Origin of the sequence: Neptunomonas sp., from assembly GCF_041601355.1 — a bacterium.
Lineage (GTDB): Bacteria > Pseudomonadota > Gammaproteobacteria > Pseudomonadales > Balneatricaceae > Neptunomonas.
Genome location: NZ_JBFIIH010000092.1, coordinates 1 through 17200 on the forward strand (window position 1 = coordinate 1; position 17200 = coordinate 17200).

General features: G+C 45.0%; 18 protein-coding genes and 1 pseudogene. 14 read left to right on the plus strand and 5 right to left on the minus strand.

The features are described 5' to 3' along the window. Together ABY436_RS13985 and paaY are read left to right on the plus strand one after the other, a co-directional pair. A pseudogene (locus tag ABY436_RS13985) lies at positions 1 to 328 on the plus strand (phenylacetic acid degradation protein PaaN); the annotation flags it as partial. A 158-nt stretch (positions 329 to 486) separates the two neighbouring features. Beyond that, a complete protein-coding gene (paaY, locus tag ABY436_RS13990; protein ID WP_372739569.1) occupies positions 487 to 1095 on the plus strand; it encodes a phenylacetic acid degradation protein PaaY in 609 nt (202 codons plus the stop codon). A gap of 131 nt (positions 1096 to 1226) precedes the next feature. Here the strand turns inward: paaY and ABY436_RS13995 are convergent, their stop codons facing one another. The 4 genes from ABY436_RS13995 to paaX all read right to left on the minus strand — a co-directional run bounded on the left by ABY436_RS13995 (position 1227) and on the right by paaX (position 4705). Further along, a complete protein-coding gene (locus tag ABY436_RS13995; RefSeq protein WP_372739570.1) occupies positions 1227 to 1673 on the minus strand; it encodes a MaoC family dehydratase in 447 nt (148 codons plus the stop codon). 63 nt (positions 1674 to 1736) lie between these two features. Next, complete coding sequence (locus ABY436_RS14000) at positions 1737 to 2294, minus strand: DUF2889 domain-containing protein (RefSeq protein ID WP_372739571.1); 558 nt, start codon at positions 2292 to 2294, stop codon at positions 1737 to 1739. A 56-nt stretch (positions 2295 to 2350) separates the two neighbouring features. Further along, positions 2351 to 3697, minus strand: a complete 1347-nt coding sequence (locus tag ABY436_RS14005) for an FAD-dependent oxidoreductase (RefSeq protein WP_372739572.1) — start codon at positions 3695 to 3697, stop codon at positions 2351 to 2353. 69 nt (positions 3698 to 3766) lie between these two features. After that, positions 3767 to 4705 (minus strand): phenylacetic acid degradation operon negative regulatory protein PaaX, encoded by a 939-nt coding sequence (gene paaX, locus ABY436_RS14010; RefSeq protein ID WP_372739573.1) that lies wholly within the window; start codon positions 4703 to 4705, stop codon positions 3767 to 3769. Between the two features lie 567 nt (positions 4706 to 5272). On the opposite strand from paaX, the gene ABY436_RS14015 reads away from it, so the two are divergent. The 9 genes from ABY436_RS14015 (at position 5273) to maiA (ending at position 13933) form a co-directional block, all read left to right on the plus strand. Then, positions 5273 to 6298, plus strand: a complete 1026-nt coding sequence (locus tag ABY436_RS14015; RefSeq protein ID WP_372739574.1) for a TRAP transporter substrate-binding protein — start codon at positions 5273 to 5275, stop codon at positions 6296 to 6298. 11 nt (positions 6299 to 6309) lie between these two features. Next, positions 6310 to 6825, plus strand: coding sequence for a TRAP transporter small permease (locus ABY436_RS14020; RefSeq protein ID WP_090727349.1), 516 nt, complete (start codon positions 6310 to 6312; stop codon positions 6823 to 6825). 42 nt (positions 6826 to 6867) lie between these two features. Continuing rightward, complete coding sequence (locus ABY436_RS14025) at positions 6868 to 8196, plus strand: TRAP transporter large permease (protein ID WP_372739575.1); 1329 nt, start codon at positions 6868 to 6870, stop codon at positions 8194 to 8196. 78 nt (positions 8197 to 8274) lie between these two features. Beyond that, the gene (locus ABY436_RS14030) at positions 8275 to 8760 is read left to right on the plus strand and encodes a universal stress protein (RefSeq protein ID WP_372739576.1); all 486 of its coding nucleotides are present in this window, start codon (positions 8275 to 8277) and stop codon (positions 8758 to 8760) included. Between the two features lie 305 nt (positions 8761 to 9065). After that, positions 9066 to 10028: an MBL fold metallo-hydrolase gene (locus ABY436_RS14035; RefSeq protein WP_372739577.1), complete on the plus strand. Its 963-nt coding sequence runs from the start codon at positions 9066 to 9068 to the stop codon at positions 10026 to 10028. A gap of 146 nt (positions 10029 to 10174) precedes the next feature. Continuing rightward, the gene (locus tag ABY436_RS14040) at positions 10175 to 11092 is read left to right on the plus strand and encodes a LysR substrate-binding domain-containing protein (RefSeq protein ID WP_372739578.1); all 918 of its coding nucleotides are present in this window, start codon (positions 10175 to 10177) and stop codon (positions 11090 to 11092) included. Positions 11093 to 11284: 192 nt separating this feature from the next. Further along, positions 11285 to 12961 carry an FAD-dependent oxidoreductase gene (locus ABY436_RS14045; RefSeq protein WP_372739579.1) on the plus strand — a complete coding sequence of 559 codons (1677 nt, stop codon included), beginning with the start codon at positions 11285 to 11287 and terminating at the stop codon, positions 12959 to 12961. Positions 12962 to 12990: 29 nt separating this feature from the next. Continuing rightward, on the plus strand, positions 12991 to 13188 hold the full coding sequence (locus ABY436_RS14050) for a DUF2783 domain-containing protein (protein ID WP_372739580.1): 198 nt from the start codon (positions 12991 to 12993) through the stop codon (positions 13186 to 13188). A gap of 106 nt (positions 13189 to 13294) precedes the next feature. Further along, positions 13295 to 13933 (plus strand): maleylacetoacetate isomerase, encoded by a 639-nt coding sequence (maiA, locus tag ABY436_RS14055; RefSeq protein WP_372739581.1) that lies wholly within the window; start codon positions 13295 to 13297, stop codon positions 13931 to 13933. On the opposite strand, the gene ABY436_RS14060 is transcribed toward maiA, so the two are convergent. Then, positions 13934 to 15172: an EAL and HDOD domain-containing protein gene (locus ABY436_RS14060; RefSeq protein WP_372739582.1), complete on the minus strand. Its 1239-nt coding sequence runs from the start codon at positions 15170 to 15172 to the stop codon at positions 13934 to 13936. It abuts the gene before it with no gap. Positions 15173 to 15308: 136 nt separating this feature from the next. Between ABY436_RS14060 and ylqF the strand changes: the two genes are divergently transcribed. The 3 genes from ylqF to ABY436_RS14075 form a co-directional block, all read left to right on the plus strand. Beyond that, positions 15309 to 16277, plus strand: a complete 969-nt coding sequence (gene ylqF, locus ABY436_RS14065; RefSeq protein WP_372739583.1) for a ribosome biogenesis GTPase YlqF — start codon at positions 15309 to 15311, stop codon at positions 16275 to 16277. Further along, positions 16267 to 16566 (plus strand): hypothetical protein, encoded by a 300-nt coding sequence (locus tag ABY436_RS14070; protein WP_372739584.1) that lies wholly within the window; start codon positions 16267 to 16269, stop codon positions 16564 to 16566. The genes ylqF and ABY436_RS14070 overlap by 11 nt, the downstream gene beginning before the upstream one ends. A 78-nt stretch (positions 16567 to 16644) precedes the next feature. Then, a partial coding sequence (locus ABY436_RS14075) for an aminoacetone oxidase family FAD-binding enzyme (protein ID WP_372739585.1) occupies positions 16645 to 17200 on the plus strand: 556 nt, incomplete at its 3' end.

The window sequence follows — 17200 nt, forward strand, 5'->3', positions numbered from 1 at the left end:
ACTGTTTGGTCCGATCAGCTTTGTGGTCAAAACAGACAGCACGGCAGAATCGATCGCACTGGCGACAGAAGCCGTCAAGCAGCATGGCGCGATTACACTGGGGTGTTACACCACCAACGAGAGCGTTCAGGAACAGATAGAAGAGGCCGCGCTGGACGGCGGTGTAGCGCTGAGCAGCAACCTGACCGGCGGTGTATTCGTTAACCAGAGTGCGGCTTACAGTGACTTTCATGCAACCGGTTGTAACCCTGCAGCGAATGCCTGCTTGTCTGACTTGGCATTTGTAGCGAATCGTTTCCGTGTTGTGCAGAGCCGCCGTCACGCGTAGTCGATAACGTAGTCTGAATGCACTAAAATTAGATCTGGCTAATAAATGCTGGAATTCATCTGTTTAGTTCCGTTATAAAAAGGAGATTGCTAGCGGGTTTCGAGGCACTCCTTTTTATAAGGGAAGCATTTTTTTGAATATCGGGTGTGGAGAACAGAATGAAGGTATACGAAATTGATGGTGTAACGCCGGTTATTGATCCTACTGCTTATGTGCATCCAAGTGCTGTGATCATCGGCGATGTAATTATTGGACCGCGTTGTTATGTCGGTCCTGCCGCCTGCTTGCGTGGCGATTTTGGGCGCTTAGTGCTTAAAGAGGGAGCGAATATACAAGACACGTGCGTCATGCATGGCTTTCCAAACAGCGATACCGTGGTGGAAGAGGATGGTCATATCGGACACGGCGCAGTGTTACACGGTTGTGTTGTTAAAAAGAATGCATTGGTGGGTATGAATGCTGTGATAATGGATGGCGCGGTGGTTGGAGAGTCATCTATCGTTGCTGCGATGGCGTTCGTTAAAGCAAAATTTGAAGTGCCTGATCGTACCTTAGTGGCGGGGTCTCCTGCTAAAATTATTCGCCAACTCTCCGATAAAGAGATCCAATGGAAATCACAGGGTACGGCCCAGTATCAGGATCTGGCCGTACGTAGTTTGAAAACCATGCGTGAAGTGGAAGCATTGACGACGGTTGAGCCTGACCGCAAACGTCTTGAGATTGATGTTAATGTGAAGCCGCTTTATCAGATTAAAGAGGAGGGCTAGTCCTCCCGTCTGTTCGCAAGCCTGTTTACTCATAAGCTATTGATGCTCGCCACATCAATGGCTTTTGTGTGGATCAGATGGTCCTGTTGAATGCTGCTATGTGAAAATATGTAACAGGGCTTTTCGCAGAGTTAAGCAAGCTTCCTTCTACCCATCATAATAACAATGAAGCTTATGACTTCGTTGCGATGTTGGTTAAAGCCTCTGCACTTTATTCTTAAAATCCCTCTGTCTGCTTTCGACTTTGACGGAAGCATATCAATGATTTCCATTTCCGGCCGGATAGTATCTCCGGGTCTGACTGGCGCAATAAAGCGCAACTCGTCAATGCCCGGGCCACCCATGCTTACCGTTTCGAAGATACGCGTCTGAACCAACATGCGAAAGCAAAGAGAAACCGTTTGAAAACCACTGGCGATGAGTCCACCGTAAACGCTTTCTGAAGCGGCTTGGGTATCAATATGAAAGGGTTGAGGATCATAGGTGAGAGCATAATCCAGTATCTGACCCTCACTTAACGTAAATCCTTGCGCGGCGAAGGTATCACCCACTGCGAAGTCATCAAAATAGCGGTCCATATCAGTCTCCGTTATTAGCTAAGAAAGTAGCCAGAAAAGTAGCCAGGAAATTAGCGGTGAATTTTATTCATCGAATTTAGCAAAATGTGGCCAGTGTTTTTGCACGACGGGGCTTTGCTGGCTCCAGCTGTGGCAAGTATTCATTACGTCCGGAAGTTTGTTGCCGGCAGTCCAGTTATCTTCTTTTTCGCGTTCCTGATAGGTAGCCTGATAAGCAGATGTGGCGATAGGCCCGAGCAATTCTAACAAGTGGGTACAGCCATTATCACCGCTGAAAAGTATTTTTGTTTGTTTGGTAAACCCCGGTTTTATCTGCAGGCCAATCAGTTTTTTATAGGCCTCAGAAATGCCTTTGCAGTATTGAAAAGGTGTAAAGTCCATACTGGCTTCTGCGTCTACAATGTTTAACTCAAGATCAATAGTAATGCGCAATGCCATGTCATGAATGGCTTCACCTGCCGGAATTTTTCCATCATTGCGTTCTTTTGAAATGATATCGTGATCTTTAACATCGACGAGATGTCCTTCAATATCCCATAGACCATCTTCACGACGATAACCTTTGCAGATAACGGTACGCGTATGTTGTGGGATTCTGTTAGCAGCGGGGGATAAAGGCATAAGATTCTGATCTTCTGTGAGTTATCGTAAAATAGATGACAAAGGCCGTGTAACACTTAACTTTTATTAACTAAGGTGAGCATTTGAGTAATTGACGTGAATTTTTCACGCGGTTTACTTTGTGTTGCTCGCTTAATTTCAGCCTGATCTATTACAAGCCAGTCTTTATAACTGACAGGTTTAATATTTTTGTTTTCCAGCAGTGTAGATATACCGGAAAAACCTGTTTTATGTGGGGGCAGAACAGTATGTTCCCAGTCTGCAATAATCGTTTTGGCAAGGTTGACAGCATCAACCCTGTTGGCGGGTATCACTCCATGCGAACCTCGTTTACACCAACCCGTAGCGTACACGCCCGATTCAATTTTGCCTTGTTGATGTAAAAAAATCCCTTTGGCCGAATCGAAAGGAATGTCTGGAATGGATAATGATTGAAATCCTATTGCAGAGATAACCGTGTCGACATTAACACAGATGTACTCATCAGTAGGCGTCGCCGAAGCGCCATCCAGCTGGTTTTTCACCAGATGCAGAGTCGTTACTTGATTGTTCCTGCCGTTGATTGAAACCGCTGAGGCGCAATTGATAAAGTGTAAACGCGTTTTACCGTCCACCCATGCTGGAATCGATGCTTTTGTTACTGGTTTTGTTGATGTATGTAAAGCACGGAGAAGAGATAGGTTCTTTTCGGCATTACGACGTTGTCCTTCTTCTATATGCACGGGCAACTGCTCAGGGATTTGCTCAGAATCTATGACGGCGGCAATGTTTGGCAACGAGAGGAGTTCTTGTAGTTCAGCCGGGGTGAAGCTGGCGTCTGCTGCGCTGCGGCGTCCAATAAGGTAAATATCGTTGATGCAAGCGCTATCAAGATGTGCCAGCACTCGTTGGGGCATATCGCTATTGATCAATTGCTGGTGCTGTTTAGAGAGTATGCGTGCGATGTCCAGCGCGACGTTGCCATTGCCTATAATAGCCACTGCATTTGAAAAATGCGGGTTTAGCTGAGCAGAGTCAGGATGGCCGTTGTACCAGCGGCTGATCTCTCCAGCGCCATAAACGCCATTGAGGTTTTCTCCCTTGATATTCAATTTGTTATCCAGTGGAGCGCCGCTGGCGATAACAATAATGTGATAGTGCTGTTTAAGTTCGGTGTAGCTAAGATCTGTTCCGAGGTTGATATTACCTATAAAACGAATATTTTCCCGGGACAAAATACGCTCAAATTGTCGGGTAATATTTTTGGTATGTAAATGATCCGGAGCGACGCCCGCACGCACAAGTCCAAACGGTGTTGGAAGCCTATCAAAAAGATCTATTTGTGACTCGGGTATTTTTTTAGCGAGTATGTCGGCAACATAGCAGCCAGACGGGCCGCTACCTATAATTGCGATTTGAACCATTTGTGCTCCGGCTATCCAGGCGATAAAAAATCACAGATCAGACAAAAGGACTTCCTGATCAGAATATTGTTATAAGGGAGTAGAAAGACCGCCGAACCGTTTATAAAAATGAGGGGCTGGTTCTGGCAGCATTCCATCAGCCGTTTCTTGTGTTTCAGAAAGAAATGCCTCTGCTTGTACAAAAATCTTACGATAAATATTTCTGCATAATACTCGTGCAGAAGTACCCACCCAGTCTGTAGGCAGCAACTTTTCAGGTAAGCGAGGATCTCTGAGTTGCAGGCGGCGATAGTGTTGAATCAACAAGGTTCTTAACATGAAGCATTGTTCAGGATCCAGGTCAGTGCTGGTGCAGCTATCAAGAACGCGTAGTATGGGACGAAAGCGATCCAGAAATGCTTGGTAGTCTTTTGATAACTGCTCAAGATTCCAGCACTCAAGAACCAGTTGTTTTAGTGATTCGGATGAGTGACTGTCGAGTAGCTCCGATTTCATATGGATGACTTCGTGGGTCACGCAATATTCTCGCAGTGTATTATTGATCTCAACAATATCAGACATCGGATGCGCCATGACACCAGGTGCGATGTTGCCAAAACCTTGCCATTCAAACTCTTTCTTAAGCACTTTTCGTAATTCATTATCCAGTTGGGTCGTGATGAGTAAATCCCATTTACCGTGCCATTCTGGATAGAGCTCTGCATAGATCCTTTTAAACGCACTTTCAAAACGCCGACGGCCAGAATCGGTCAGGCTGTAATAACTGCGTCGCCCGATTTGGTTAGATGTTAACCAGCCTTCTTTTGTTAAACGAAATATAGAAGTGCGCACTAATCTTTGATTTAACCCTAGTGGCTCAAGAAGACGAATAAGGCTGCCTAGCCAAACAGAGCCGCCACGAGGGGCAATTGCATCACCATAAATAGTAATGATAAGTGAACCACCACGAATAGGGCGTTGGTTTTGAAACTCTTCAATGAGTTCATCTATGCATTTGAGTTTATTCATTAAATTATTATATCACGTAAGTATTTATAATTTGATATTCCGTATCACGATGAAACGCCTGGTCAAACTGTCAGATGGGCTGAATACAGAGTGTGGCTGCGGGCTGAAAGGGTGTTTGTTAACCCAATTGACTAGAGCGACAGTAATTGACATTGCTGATGTGATACATTATTTTCTACTACAGATTGTATTTATGTGTCATTTAGTGGGATTGAAAGCATTAATTTATCCGGATAAGTCTGAATAGGTGAAATGTCAGCTATACAGCGCTACATGGGCTGAAAAGTTGAAAAACAATTTCCAAAAAGGAAATAATCTTCTGCAAAAGCACTAGGTTATTCCCTTAGAAAAATCAGGTATCTTTTGAAGAATATCAATTTTATGGTCTGATAACTGTGAATACTTGATACAAGAAATATCTTTTTGTTGCGATGTTTGTAGCGAATGTAAGTGCTGGAAATAACCCTGATGAAAGGCTTCTTAACAAAGATACTAATAATAAAAGCTAAATATAAAAATAATTCGCTTACTAAAAAAAGCGATCACTTGAGCCAGGAGAGCAAACCAATGATAAGAAGAAACTTCCTTAAAGTCGCCGGTGCAGTAACACTGGGTATGTCACTTTCTACTGCTGCGATGTCCGATACCGTTTTGCGTGTGGGTAGCTGGCTACCGCCAACACATGCGCAAAATGCTGTCGTTTGGCCTACATGGGCAAAATGGGTTGAAGAGGCGACAGAAGGCCGCGTCACGGTTGAGATGGAGTATGACATTGGTCACCCAAAAACCATGTTTGAATTAGTCGAAGATGGCGCCGTTGATGCAAGCTTTAGTTACCATGGTTATGTGCCGGGGCGTTTTAAACTAACGCAGGGTATTGAACAGCCATTGCTGGGAGCGAATGCTGAAGCGGCGTCTGTTGCTCACTGGCGTGTTCATAATAAATACTTCGCAGAAGCTAATGAGCATGACGGCCTCGACCTGTTGGCGTTGTTTACTCATGGACCAGGCCAGATTCATACGACGAGTCCGGTTACCAGCCTGAAAGACCTTGAATCTAAAAAAATCCGTTTAGGTGGTGGTGTTCAGGGCGTATTGGGTGAGCGTATGGGTGTTACCGCCGTTGGCGCACCGGCTACAAAAGTATATGAAATGATGCAGCAGGGCGTTATTGACGGGGTGTTTATCCCAATGGGTGAGCAGAAGTCGCAACGTCTGAAAGAAGTCGCAAAACATGTAGTGATGTTGCCAGGCGGTATGTACCTGGGAAGCTTTGCTATGTTTATCAATCCAGACTTCATGGCAGGGTTGAGCGAAAAAGATCGTGAAGCGATTATCTCTGTCTCCGGTGAAAAGCTCTCCGCAATGGCCGGTGCTGCATGGGATGCCGCTGATATAGAAGGTGTAGAGGCTGCAAAAGAAGATGGTGTAGCAGTAACGGAAGTAACCGCTGATGGTGCAATGGCTATAGAATTTCGTGAGCTGGTAAAAGGCATGGATGAAGAGTGGTTAGAAAGTGTTGCTGACCGTGATGTTGATGCTAAAGCAGCGCTGGAAGAGATGCGCTCTATTGCCCAAAGCTACGCTAAGTAAGGAGTATTGCAATGGGATTTAGTGCCTGGCTAACAGCGCACTATGACGAGAAAGGGCCAGTCCAATGGCTGGCCTTTGCTCTTGAATTAGTGGCTGCTCTTACATTGTTTTTCCTGATGATGCTGACGTGTGCTGATGTATTTGGTCGATTTTTCTTCGATAATTCTGTTGATGGAGCAACGGAGTTGACGGAGATTGGTATCGCTATTCTGGTCTTTGCAGAGATGCCTATTGTTACATGGCGCGGCGGTCATGTTGTGGTCGATATTCTGGATACTTTCTGGAGTAATACGGTGGTTAAAGCACTCACGTTGCTCTCTGCCTTGCTCATGTCCGGATCATTGTATTACGTAGGCGTAAGAATTTTTGAGTTTGCAGATCGTTCTTTAAGGCGTGGAGAGGTTACCGACTTATTAGAAATTCCGGTTGGTTTGATCGTTCAGTACATCGCTTTTATGAGCTGGGCAACGGCTGCGCTAATGATGACCTATGGTATCTACCATATCCTCACTCAGGATCGTGACTAACTTTCCCTTTCATTCACCTTTAACGTTATAGGTATCTTTCGTATGGAAACTGCGTTATACGGTTTTGCGGTTTTGCTGATTCTTATCGTTGTCGTTCGCGTTCCTATCGCTTTTTCAATGGGTATCGTTGGCTTCCTTGGCTTTGCTTATGTGCAGGGGCTTAGCTTTAGCAATATTTCAGACTTTAATTGGACACCGTCTCTCAGTATGGCGGCTAAGCGGATTGTTGATACGGCTCAGGATTATAGCCTGTCAGTAATACCTTTATTTATTTTGATGGGAAACTTTGTCACAAAATCAGGGCTTTCCCAGGAGTTATACCGGGCTTCATATGCCTTCTTAGGTCATCGTAAAGGTGGCTTAGCCATGGCAACGGTTGTGGCATGCGGTGGCTTTTCAGCTATTTGCGGTTCCAGCCTGGCCACATCAGCTACCATGGCAAAGGTGGCGATGCCTCCGATGCGTAAATACGGATATGCTGACTCTCTGGCTACCGCCTCTATTGCGGCGGGTGGCACCTTAGGTATTTTGATACCGCCGAGTGTCATTCTGGTTATTTACGGACTACTAACAGAAACCAGTATTCGTGAATTATTTGCCGCCGGTTTTATACCGGGGATGCTGGGCATTGTGTTCTATCTTTTTGCGGTACGCTATGTCGTTTGGCGTAAGCCTGAAAATGGCCCATGCGGCGAGAAGTTTACCTGGAAAGAGCGCCTTGAAGCCCTGAATGGCGTGTGGGGCGTGCTGATACTTTTCGCCGTTGTTATGGGTGGGATCTATCTGGGTGTATTTACGCCGACAGAAGCGGCGGGTGTGGGCGCCGGTGGTGCTTTTGCGATTGCTCTCTATCGTAAATCTCTCACGTTTGGCAGTTTGTATGACATTCTCACCGATACGGCACGTACCACAGCCATGCTGTTTTCCGTCGTTATCGGTGCCTTGATCTTCTCTAACTTCATTAACCGCGCAGGTTTGCCTGCAGATATGCTGACATTTGTCTCAGGGCTGGATGTGCCGCCGATGATGGTTATCGTGGTTATCCTGATGATCTATGTAGTTTTGGGCATGGTATTTGAGAGTTTATCAATGCTGCTGCTGACAGTTCCGATCTTCTTCCCGTTGGTGCAGAGCCTTGGGTTCGATTTGGTATGGTTTGGCATTGTAGTGGTGGTAGTAACAGAGATTAGTCTGATCACACCGCCCGTAGGTATGAACGTCTTCGTGTTGAGTGCCGTGCTGCGTGATGTAAAAGCCAGTACGATATTTAAAGGTGTAACACCATTCTGGTGTGTGGATATTCTACGCTTGATACTGATTACACTGGTCGCACCCATATCGCTCTACCTACCTGAGCTGCTCTATCGATAACGACAATACAAGGGTGCTTTTGCACCCTTTTTACTCTATTCCAATTATGCGTCAGCATCTAAAAAACGAGGTGCCATTATGTTACCTGATGTTAAAACTATTCTTTATGCCTCTGATATCGAAGAGGGATCTCGTCCAGCATTCCGGGCGGCGGTCAGTATGGCCGGCCACTATGATGCAACCATTACCTTCCTGCATGTGATTGAACCTTTAAGCGCGACAGCCCGAAGTATTCTTAAAACCATGATGAATGATGCAGACTTAAATGAGATGCATGATAGCAGTGTTATAAATCTTAAAAATAAACTGATATCACGCATAGAGCGTTTTTGCGAAACCGAACTGGATGCGAATGAAGCCATGAAGGAAGGGCAAATTATTCCGCGTGTAGAAGAGGGGGTTCCGGACCGGGTGATTCTTAAAGTAGCAAATGAGATTGGTGCCGACCTTATCGTCATGGGAACCCGGACGCATTCCTCAGTAGGGCAGTTCCTGTTGGGTTCTACCGCGAACCGCGTGATGCATCATACTCAAAAACCAGTTTTGGTTATCCCTTTAAAATAAGCCGCTGAATAATATTCATTACTGTCATAAAAGATCTGCCATAAAAGAGCTGCCATAAAAGTGCTCTTTTTTAAAAAGTGACAGTTTATTTTGTTTCTTATTTGGAAATAATATTCTTCATTTAAGGTACTTATTGAGAAAGAATGAATTAGGTATCTTAGTAAAAATCGACTGGGTTAAAGGGATGTGCTTATTTTTGTAAGTCCATTTACCCACTGAATTAATGACAAAATCAAAATTTACGGTAGTAAACAAACCAGTACTAAAACTATTGTAAAAAACCAGTACAAAGATAGGTAAAAAATATGACGAAGAAGTCTTTTGCGTCCTCTGCGGACCTCGGTGTAAAAACCGAAACATTGGAAATCCTGGGTGATGGTATTTATGCATTAACTGCTGAAGGCGATCCAAACATTTGTGCGGTTGAAGGTGAAGACTTCATTGTTGCTTTTGAAGCACGCGCAACACCAAAAGCTGCCAATGACTGGTTAGAAAAATTACGTGAACATACAGACAAGCCTGTTAAGTATCTGGTGTTATCTCATTACCATGCAGTTCGTGTATTAGGTGCTTCTGCCTATAATGCAGAATCTATCATTGCGCATGAAAATACTAAGTTCTTAATTGAAGAGCGTGGTATGCAGGATTGGGCGAGTGAATTTGGTCGTATGCCTCGCCTGTTCCGTGAGCCGGAAGGTATTCCTGGTTTGACGCATCCTGATCTTGTTTTCAATGATCGTATGGAAATTCCGCTAGGTGGTGATCGTGGTAATCTGGTACTCGAATACTGCGGTCGTGGCCATACAGCCGGTGACATCGTTGCCTGGATTCCGAAGCAGAAAGTACTGTTTGCAGGAGACTTAGTCGAAGCGGCCGCTGCGCTGTATACCGGTGATGCTTTTCACTTTGACTGGTCAACCGATACATTGGACAAAGTTAAAAAATATGAAGCAGAAATACTTGTCGGCGGCCGTGGTGCTGTTGTGCGAGGTCGTGCTGATGTTGATGCAGCCATCGAACAAACGCGTGGCTTCCTAACAGGCATGATCGAGAAAGTCGGTGAAGTTCATAAACGTGGCGGTAGCGTAAAAGAAGCGTTTGAATCCACACGTGATCACTTAGGTCCTAAGTTTGGTATGTGGCCTATCTTTGAACACTGCCTGCCATTTGATGTGCAGCGCCTGTGGGATGAGTTTGACGGTATTGACTGGCCACGCATCTGGACAGATGAGCGTGATCAGGAAGTATGGGATAAACTACAGGATTAATTGCCAGCTTTTGTTTCTGGCATTTCAGGGCACCCTCTTATAGGGTGCCTTTTTCGTTTCCTATCCATTAAATCAAAGACTTGTAACTTACCAGGACACTTGTTAGCTTCATCTTATGTATACCCACCATGTTTTGAGGTAATTTAATGGATGTTTTTTCTGCTATGGGTGTTTTTGTTCGCGTCGTAGATCTTAAAAGCTTCTCTATGGCCGCTGCAGAAATGGGAATTTCAAGCTCCTCTGTCAGCAAACAAGTTTCTCAGCTGGAACAGCATGTCGGCGCAAAGCTTTTACAAAGAACGACGCGGCGTTTATTTGTTACCGATGTCGGGGCTGCTTATTACGAAAAATGCCAAACGATTCTGGAAGAAGTAGAGGAAGCAGACAATCTGGTCTCTCAGTTGCAAGGGAAGCCGCGAGGCGTATTAAGAATCATCTGTAATATGACTTTTGGTCAGATACAGTTATCTAAAGCTATTCCTGAGTTTATGGAAAACTATCCGGATGTACAGGTGGATATTACCCTTGATGACCGGGCACCGGATCTGATTCGTGACGGTTTTGATATGGCTATTCGTATCGCCGATCCTCAATTACCTGATTCGAGCATGATTGCACGTGAGATATCCAAAATCCCTATGTATATCTGCGCGACCCCGCATTACCTTGAGAAACATGGCCAGCCTGAAACGGCAGAAGCGTTGAAGGCGCATAATTGTCTGGTGTTTGTGTATGCCGCCAATGCGAACCAATGGACGCTGGAAAAAAACGCTAAACGCTACTCCGTTCAAGTCAGTGGTGATCTTAAAGCTAACAATAGTCTGGTGGTCAGGGAGTCAGTTTTACAGCATCGCGGCATAGCAAATTTAGCGGATTTTGTCATTGCACGCTTTGTTAAGTCTGGCGACCTGGTAAAGGTATTTCCAGACTGTCCGCCTGAATATCTGTCGATTTTTGCCATCTATCCTGATCGTAAATATACCTCACCAAAAGTCAGCGCTTTCATCGATTTTTTTAGGGAATGGCTGGAGCGTAATCATAAAGAGGATCTCTGGGCAGGGTAGTCAGCGTCTCAATTGTTGACATAAAGGCAAGATTGGTTCTGCAAATCTTTGGTTTAGCCGGCTTTTGTTTCTTTTTTAGAAATAATCTTATTCGTACTGAGCTAATTATCATCGCAAATGTTTCAGGTATCGTTAGTTTTATAAGAGCGCTGTTCGCTATGTAACCTGAGAACATAAAACGAGAGCCATGTAATGCTGAATACCTACACTTTTCAAGAATTTAATTATGTCCGCTCACCTGATCAGGATGCACGGATCCCTGTAAAACATCCGGTGGTTGTTGTCGGTGCCGGCCCGATGGGCCTGGCTGCTGGAATCGACCTGGCACAAAATAATGTTCCGGTAATCATTCTTGATGATAACAACACCGTCAGCGTGGGTTCCCGCGCGGTTTGTTATGCGAAACGCTTTTTGGATATTTCTGATCGCCTTGGCGTAGGCCAGCGCCTGGTAGATAAAGGTGTTACCTGGAATATTGGTAAAGTTTTTTTAGGCGAAGAGCAGATTTATAGCTTTAATATGCTCCCAGAAGAACATCATCGTCGCCCTGGCTTTATTAACCTTCAGCAGTACTATATGGAAGAGTATTACGTTGACCGTCTCAGCACGCTAGAAAATGCTGACCTGCGTTGGAAAAATAAAGTGGTTAACGTTGTCGAAGAGAATGATGTCGTTACTCTGACAATAGCAACACCCGAGGGTGAGTATCAGATCCAGGCGGATTACGTTATCGCGTGCGATGGCGCTAACTCTAAAGTACGCGCTATGTGTGGTCTTGAATCAAAAGGGCAGGTTTTTCATGACCGCTTTCTGATTGCTGATGTAGTAATGGATCCGAAGAACTTTCCTCCTGAGCGCTGGTTCTGGTTTAATCCGCCTTTCCATGATGGCCAGTCCACGTTGTTACATCGCCAGGCGGATAATGTCTGGCGTATCGATTTTGATTTAGGCTGGGATGCTGACCCTGAACAAGAGAAGAAGGCAGAAAATATCATTCCACGTGTCAGAGCCTTTTTAGGTGAAGATGTTGAGTTTGAGCTGGAATGGGCTTCTGTTTATACTTTTACCTGTCGTCGTATGAAAGAGTTTCGTAAAGGCCGGATCTTCTTCGCCGGTGATGCCGCCCATCAGGTCTCTCCATTCGGTGCCCGCGGTGCCAATTCAGGTATTGAGGATATCGATAACCTTGCCTGGAAAATAAAGCTGGTACTGGAAAAGCGTGCGCCGGCAGCGTTACTGGATAGCTATTCCACAGAGCGATCTTTTGCGGCAGATGAGAATATTCTTAACTCAACGCGTAGTACTGACTTTATTACACCTAAAAGCAAGATAAGCCGTGTATTTCGTGACGCTGTACTTAAGCTTGCCAAGAACTACAATTTTGCACGCCCACTCGTCAACAGTGGTCGTTTATCAGTACCGCCCATCCTGACAGAGTCTCCTTTGAATACTGCTGATAGCAGCAAGTTTGCTTGTAAGGTCGTTCCGGGCGCCCCATGTACCGATGGTCCGGTGGTGCGTAATGGACAGGATGACTTTTTACTGACCTGCTTGGGTAATACTTTTAATGGGTTGTTGTTTGTCGAAAAACGTCAGGATCTAACCCCTGAAACTCTGCAGCAGTTGACTACGTTGGCCGCTCTGAATGTGCCGGTTAAAACCTACATTGTGGCTCGTCATGAAATGGATCTTGATCTGCCCGAGGGTGTCGAGTTACTGATTGATAAAGTCGGTGCCGTTTCCGAAAGGCTGGATGCTGAATCAGGTACATTTTATCTGCTGCGTCCTGATCAATTAGTGACAGCAAGGATGCGTCAGTTCGATCAGCAAACCGTCATCGCCGCTTTAGATAAAGCACTGGGCAACTAATTAGACAAGCATTCAGGAGAATATGAACAATGAGCACATTAAATACAGAAGCTAACCTGCCATGCCCAGATGATTTTTATCAGGTATTAACGGATATGCACCGTGATCTCTCTGAAGAACAAAGCGCCGATGTAAATGCACGCCTGATATTATTATTGAGTAACCATATTGGTGATCAGAGTGTATTAGAAGAAGCCATGAAAATTGCCCGCGAACATATCAGCTAAGCCTTTTTTTGCTGGTCCGTATTTACTTGACGATATCCACCCGGCTTAATGCCGGGTTTTAATGTTTTTCGTACTCTTACAAATTAAGAATGACAAAGGAAATACTATGATTCTTTACGATTACTGCCGCTCATCTGCCGCCTACCGTGTGCGTATAGCGCTGAATTTAAAAAACTTAGCATACGAGCAACGCGCGGTGAATCTTGTCAGTGGTGAGCATCGTGAAGATGCCCATATGCAGCGAAATGAACAGGCGCTGGTGCCTGTATTAGAAGATAACGGTATGCAGCTAAGCCAATCACTGGCTATATGTGAGTATCTTGATGAAGCTTACCCAGAGACTTATTCATTATTGCCTGGTACGCCGCCAGAACGCGCAAACCAGAGAGCATTTGCGCTGGCGATTGCCTGTGATATACACCCGGTCAATAATTTACGCGTACTGCAATATCTGGTGGGTGAGATGGGCGTCGATGCAGAGAAAAAAATGCAGTGGTATCACCACTGGATACATACAACTTTCAGTGCGCTGGAAGCAAAACTGCAGAAACGCACGACGCCCAGCGCATTTTGCTGTGCCGAACAGGTAACCATTGCTGATATTTGTTTGGTTCCGCAGGTCTTTAATGCCAATCGTTTTGACGTGGATATGACCAACTATCCATTAATTAAGGCTATTAATGCACGCTGTCTTGAAATAGAGGCAGTTGCGAAAGCACACCCGGACTTACAGCCGGGTGCGTAATTAATTTTCTGTCATCGCCTGCATGGCTTCCTTAGTCCACTGCATCGCTTCACGATAGGACTGCTCGTAGATTTCTCCGTCAAAATCTTCGGGCAGTAAGTCCCAATTACCTGCTTCATAGTTAATAACATTATTCAGTACCATGCCTATATCGCCGCTTCCGTCACAGATGGCGGCTTTAATCTCATCCCCCAGTGGAACCTGCTCAAGCATTTTATCTCTTTCGATATCAAGCAGTGCGTGCAACCCAGACATCATGCCTGACATAAAATAACTGGAAGCATTAATTTTCTTTTGATGTTCTGCGACGTTTTCAGACATGCGTCCGCGAATAAGCAGTGCCCTGGAAAGCTCTTCAGGTTTGTCTGCATTGGTCGACATGGCGATGAGCGTAGTCCATTTTTTTATTTGCGGAATACCTAACATAACGATCGCTTCTGAAATCGACTCAACTTTCCGCACTAACGAGTAGGCTGATGAGTTAACAATGCGTAACAATTTATAAGTCAGTACCGGGTCTGTAATAATCAGCTTTTCAAGTACTTCTGGTTTTACATTAGGATTCTGTAACGCTTGCATTAACTGCAACAGTGCAATTTGACCTGTGCTTATTTTACGGCCTTTAATAAGCTTGGGACGAGACAGAAAGTAACCCTGGAATAATTTAAAGCCCATCCCAATGCAGGCTTCCAGCATTTCATGTGTTTCAATTTTTTCGGCTAGCAGAGAGACTTTATAAGGCTTAATGATTTTAATTAGTTCAACCAACTCTTCATGCGTGTGCGCAAGTACATCAATTTTTACAATCTGCGCCAACTCCAGTAATGGAATATACTCAGGACCGTATACAAAATCATCTAAGGCGATGCGATAACCCTGATCAACCAGATTCCTCACACCGTTGATAAAAGCCTCATCAATCGTAGCGTCTTCCAGTAGCTCGAGTACGATTTGCTTCTTCGGAAGATCCGGAATATTCCCTTCAACTACGATGTCATAGGTCAGGTTGAGGAAGGCCGGAACACGCTTTATCTCTCCAGCATCGCATATAGAGGTATATTCGTTAAGAAGCACTTCACTGGTAGCTTGTGAACCTCCATAAAAGACGGCTCCTTCGGTTTCATTCTCAGTCCGATACAATATTTCATAAGCGACAACACGCTGTTGGCGGTCAAAAATCGGCTGGCGCGCCATTAAGACTTGACTGCCTAACTGGCTACCTAAAGAGGCGTCGTTCATTGATTTGCTTTCCTGCATATGAATTTAAATTCAGTTTAGTTGCACATTTGCTTATTTACCAAAAAATTAATCCAGTTATTACACTGCGTCATTGGTCTTGATCGGTATAATACGACTTACTGATAAGGAGAGTACGATGACGATCAACTGGTTTCCAGGCCACATGCACAAAGCCCGCAAGGAAATTGCCAAAGTCATGGACGAAATAGATGCCGTGATAGAGGTGTTGGATGCGCGCTTGCCGCTGTCGAGTGAGAACCCGTTAGTTAACTCTCTGCGTAAAGGTAAGCCCGTCTTAAAAATACTCAACAAAAGTGATCTTGCTGATCCTGTAAAAACAGCACAATGGCTTGAGTACTTTAATAGTCAGGAAAATATACAGGCTATCAGTCTGGATCAGGCACAGAAAAAGCTGATCGCCGGCATTCCGGATATGTGTAAACGTATGGTGCCAGGACGTGCCAGTAAGGAAAGGCCTGTTCGCGTTATGATCATGGGAATTCCTAACGTCGGTAAATCGACTTTGATTAACGCCTTGCTGGGACGGAAAATTGCCAAAGTGGGCAATGAACCCGCGGTTACTAAAAACCAGCAAAGATATACATTAAAAAATGGAATGGCACTCTCGGACACACCGGGATTTCTTTGGCCTAAAATTGAGGATCAGGAATCGGGTTACCGCCTGGCCGCCAGTGGTGCGATTCGTGATACCGCGATTGAATATGAACTGGTAGCCCTTTTTGCGGCGCAGTTCATGTTAACTCAATACCCGAAACAGCTGCTTGAGCGTTACAAGCTTAAAGAGCTACCTATAGGCAGTGACGAACTATTGGATGACATTGGTCGCAAGCGTGGTGGATTACGCCCGGGCGGTGTCGTCGATCGGCATAAGGCGTCAGAAGTGCTCTTACATGATATGCGTGCAGGAAAGCTGGGGCCGATTACGTTTGAAACAGTAGAAGAGTGGTTATTTAAACAAGCTGAAGCCGAGCGTCTGTTACTGGAAGCAGAAGCCGCGCAATTACAGCTTGAAGCCGATGCCGCAGAAAAAGCACGAATAAATCAGAATTATTACGAGAATAGAGACAATAAAGATGACGCGTAAAAAGAAACAACGCAGTTTTGTGGGCCAATTTCTCACACTCGAGTCAGATAAACCCACTAAAGAAGAGCTTTTGTTAGACCCAACCAGTCGCGAAAGCCTTAAAAAGAAAGCACTTGAACAGAAAAAGAAAAAGAAGTCTGTCTATCAGAAAGAATTAGATAAGAAGCAGGAAGAAAAAGATCAGGCGGCAAAAGTGCAATCCTCTAAAGGAGGGCGCTTAGCTGATAAAATTCGCGCAAATGCCAAAGCCAAAGAAAACGAAAACGAAAACAAACAGGCTGACTCATAACATTCAGCCGTTCTATAAAGAGACTCTGCGTTAGTGAAATACGATGTAGTTATTATTGGAGCCGGTGCATCCGGCTTAATGTGTGCGGCTACCGCAGGTTACCGTAGCAGATCAGTACTGGTGATCGAGCACACCAATAAAGTAGGCCGTAAAATTCTGATGTCCGGAGGCGGGCGCAGTAATTTTACCAATTTACATAATACGGCTGAAAACTTTGTGTCAGAAAACCCGCACTTTTGTAAATCAGCGTTAAGTCGTTATTCTGTGCGCGATTTTGTTGAGCTCGTCGAGCGCCACGGCGTCGACTATCACGAGAAAACGCTAGGGCAGCTTTTCTGCGATGACAGCAGTAAGGAAATACTCCGCGTACTGCTCACCGAGTGTGAATGGGCTGGCGTTGAGATTCATAAAGAAGTGATCGTTAACCAAGTGCTGAAGCAAGCAGAGGGTTACCAACTCAATACAACAGAAGGCAAGATACAGGCACAGTCCGTTGTTATCGCCACGGGCGGCTTATCTATCCCCAATGGTGGCGCAACCCCGTTTGCTTATGACGTTGCAAAACAGTATGGCTTAACAGTATTGCCAACATCAGCAGGACTCGTACCTTTCACACTGCAGCCTGATTTGTTAG

What these genes read in the sequence shown, in the direction of transcription:
- paaX (WP_372739573.1), bottom strand. Translation starts at nt 4,705, where the DNA reads ATGAATAAACTCAAATGCATAGATGAACTCATTGAAGAGTTTCAAAAC.
- ABY436_RS14050 (WP_372739580.1), top strand. Translation starts at nt 12,991, where the DNA reads ATGAGCACATTAAATACAGAAGCTAACCTGCCATGCCCAGATGATTTT.
- ABY436_RS14000 (WP_372739571.1), bottom strand. Translation starts at nt 2,294, where the DNA reads ATGCCTTTATCCCCCGCTGCTAACAGAATCCCACAACATACGCGTACC.
- ABY436_RS14030 (WP_372739576.1), top strand. Translation starts at nt 8,275, where the DNA reads ATGTTACCTGATGTTAAAACTATTCTTTATGCCTCTGATATCGAAGAG.
- ABY436_RS14040 (WP_372739578.1), top strand. Translation starts at nt 10,175, where the DNA reads ATGGATGTTTTTTCTGCTATGGGTGTTTTTGTTCGCGTCGTAGATCTT.
- ABY436_RS14045 (WP_372739579.1), top strand. Translation starts at nt 11,285, where the DNA reads ATGCTGAATACCTACACTTTTCAAGAATTTAATTATGTCCGCTCACCT.
- maiA (WP_372739581.1), top strand. Translation starts at nt 13,295, where the DNA reads ATGATTCTTTACGATTACTGCCGCTCATCTGCCGCCTACCGTGTGCGT.
- ABY436_RS14035 (WP_372739577.1), top strand. Translation starts at nt 9,066, where the DNA reads ATGACGAAGAAGTCTTTTGCGTCCTCTGCGGACCTCGGTGTAAAAACC.
- ylqF (WP_372739583.1), top strand. Translation starts at nt 15,309, where the DNA reads ATGACGATCAACTGGTTTCCAGGCCACATGCACAAAGCCCGCAAGGAA.
- ABY436_RS14070 (WP_372739584.1), top strand. Translation starts at nt 16,267, where the DNA reads ATGACGCGTAAAAAGAAACAACGCAGTTTTGTGGGCCAATTTCTCACA.
- paaY (WP_372739569.1), top strand. Translation starts at nt 487, where the DNA reads ATGAAGGTATACGAAATTGATGGTGTAACGCCGGTTATTGATCCTACT.
- ABY436_RS14005 (WP_372739572.1), bottom strand. Translation starts at nt 3,697, where the DNA reads ATGGTTCAAATCGCAATTATAGGTAGCGGCCCGTCTGGCTGCTATGTT.
- ABY436_RS14015 (WP_372739574.1), top strand. Translation starts at nt 5,273, where the DNA reads ATGATAAGAAGAAACTTCCTTAAAGTCGCCGGTGCAGTAACACTGGGT.
- ABY436_RS14020 (WP_090727349.1), top strand. Translation starts at nt 6,310, where the DNA reads ATGGGATTTAGTGCCTGGCTAACAGCGCACTATGACGAGAAAGGGCCA.
- ABY436_RS13995 (WP_372739570.1), bottom strand. Translation starts at nt 1,673, where the DNA reads ATGGACCGCTATTTTGATGACTTCGCAGTGGGTGATACCTTCGCCGCG.
- ABY436_RS14025 (WP_372739575.1), top strand. Translation starts at nt 6,868, where the DNA reads ATGGAAACTGCGTTATACGGTTTTGCGGTTTTGCTGATTCTTATCGTT.
- ABY436_RS14060 (WP_372739582.1), bottom strand. Translation starts at nt 15,172, where the DNA reads ATGAACGACGCCTCTTTAGGTAGCCAGTTAGGCAGTCAAGTCTTAATG.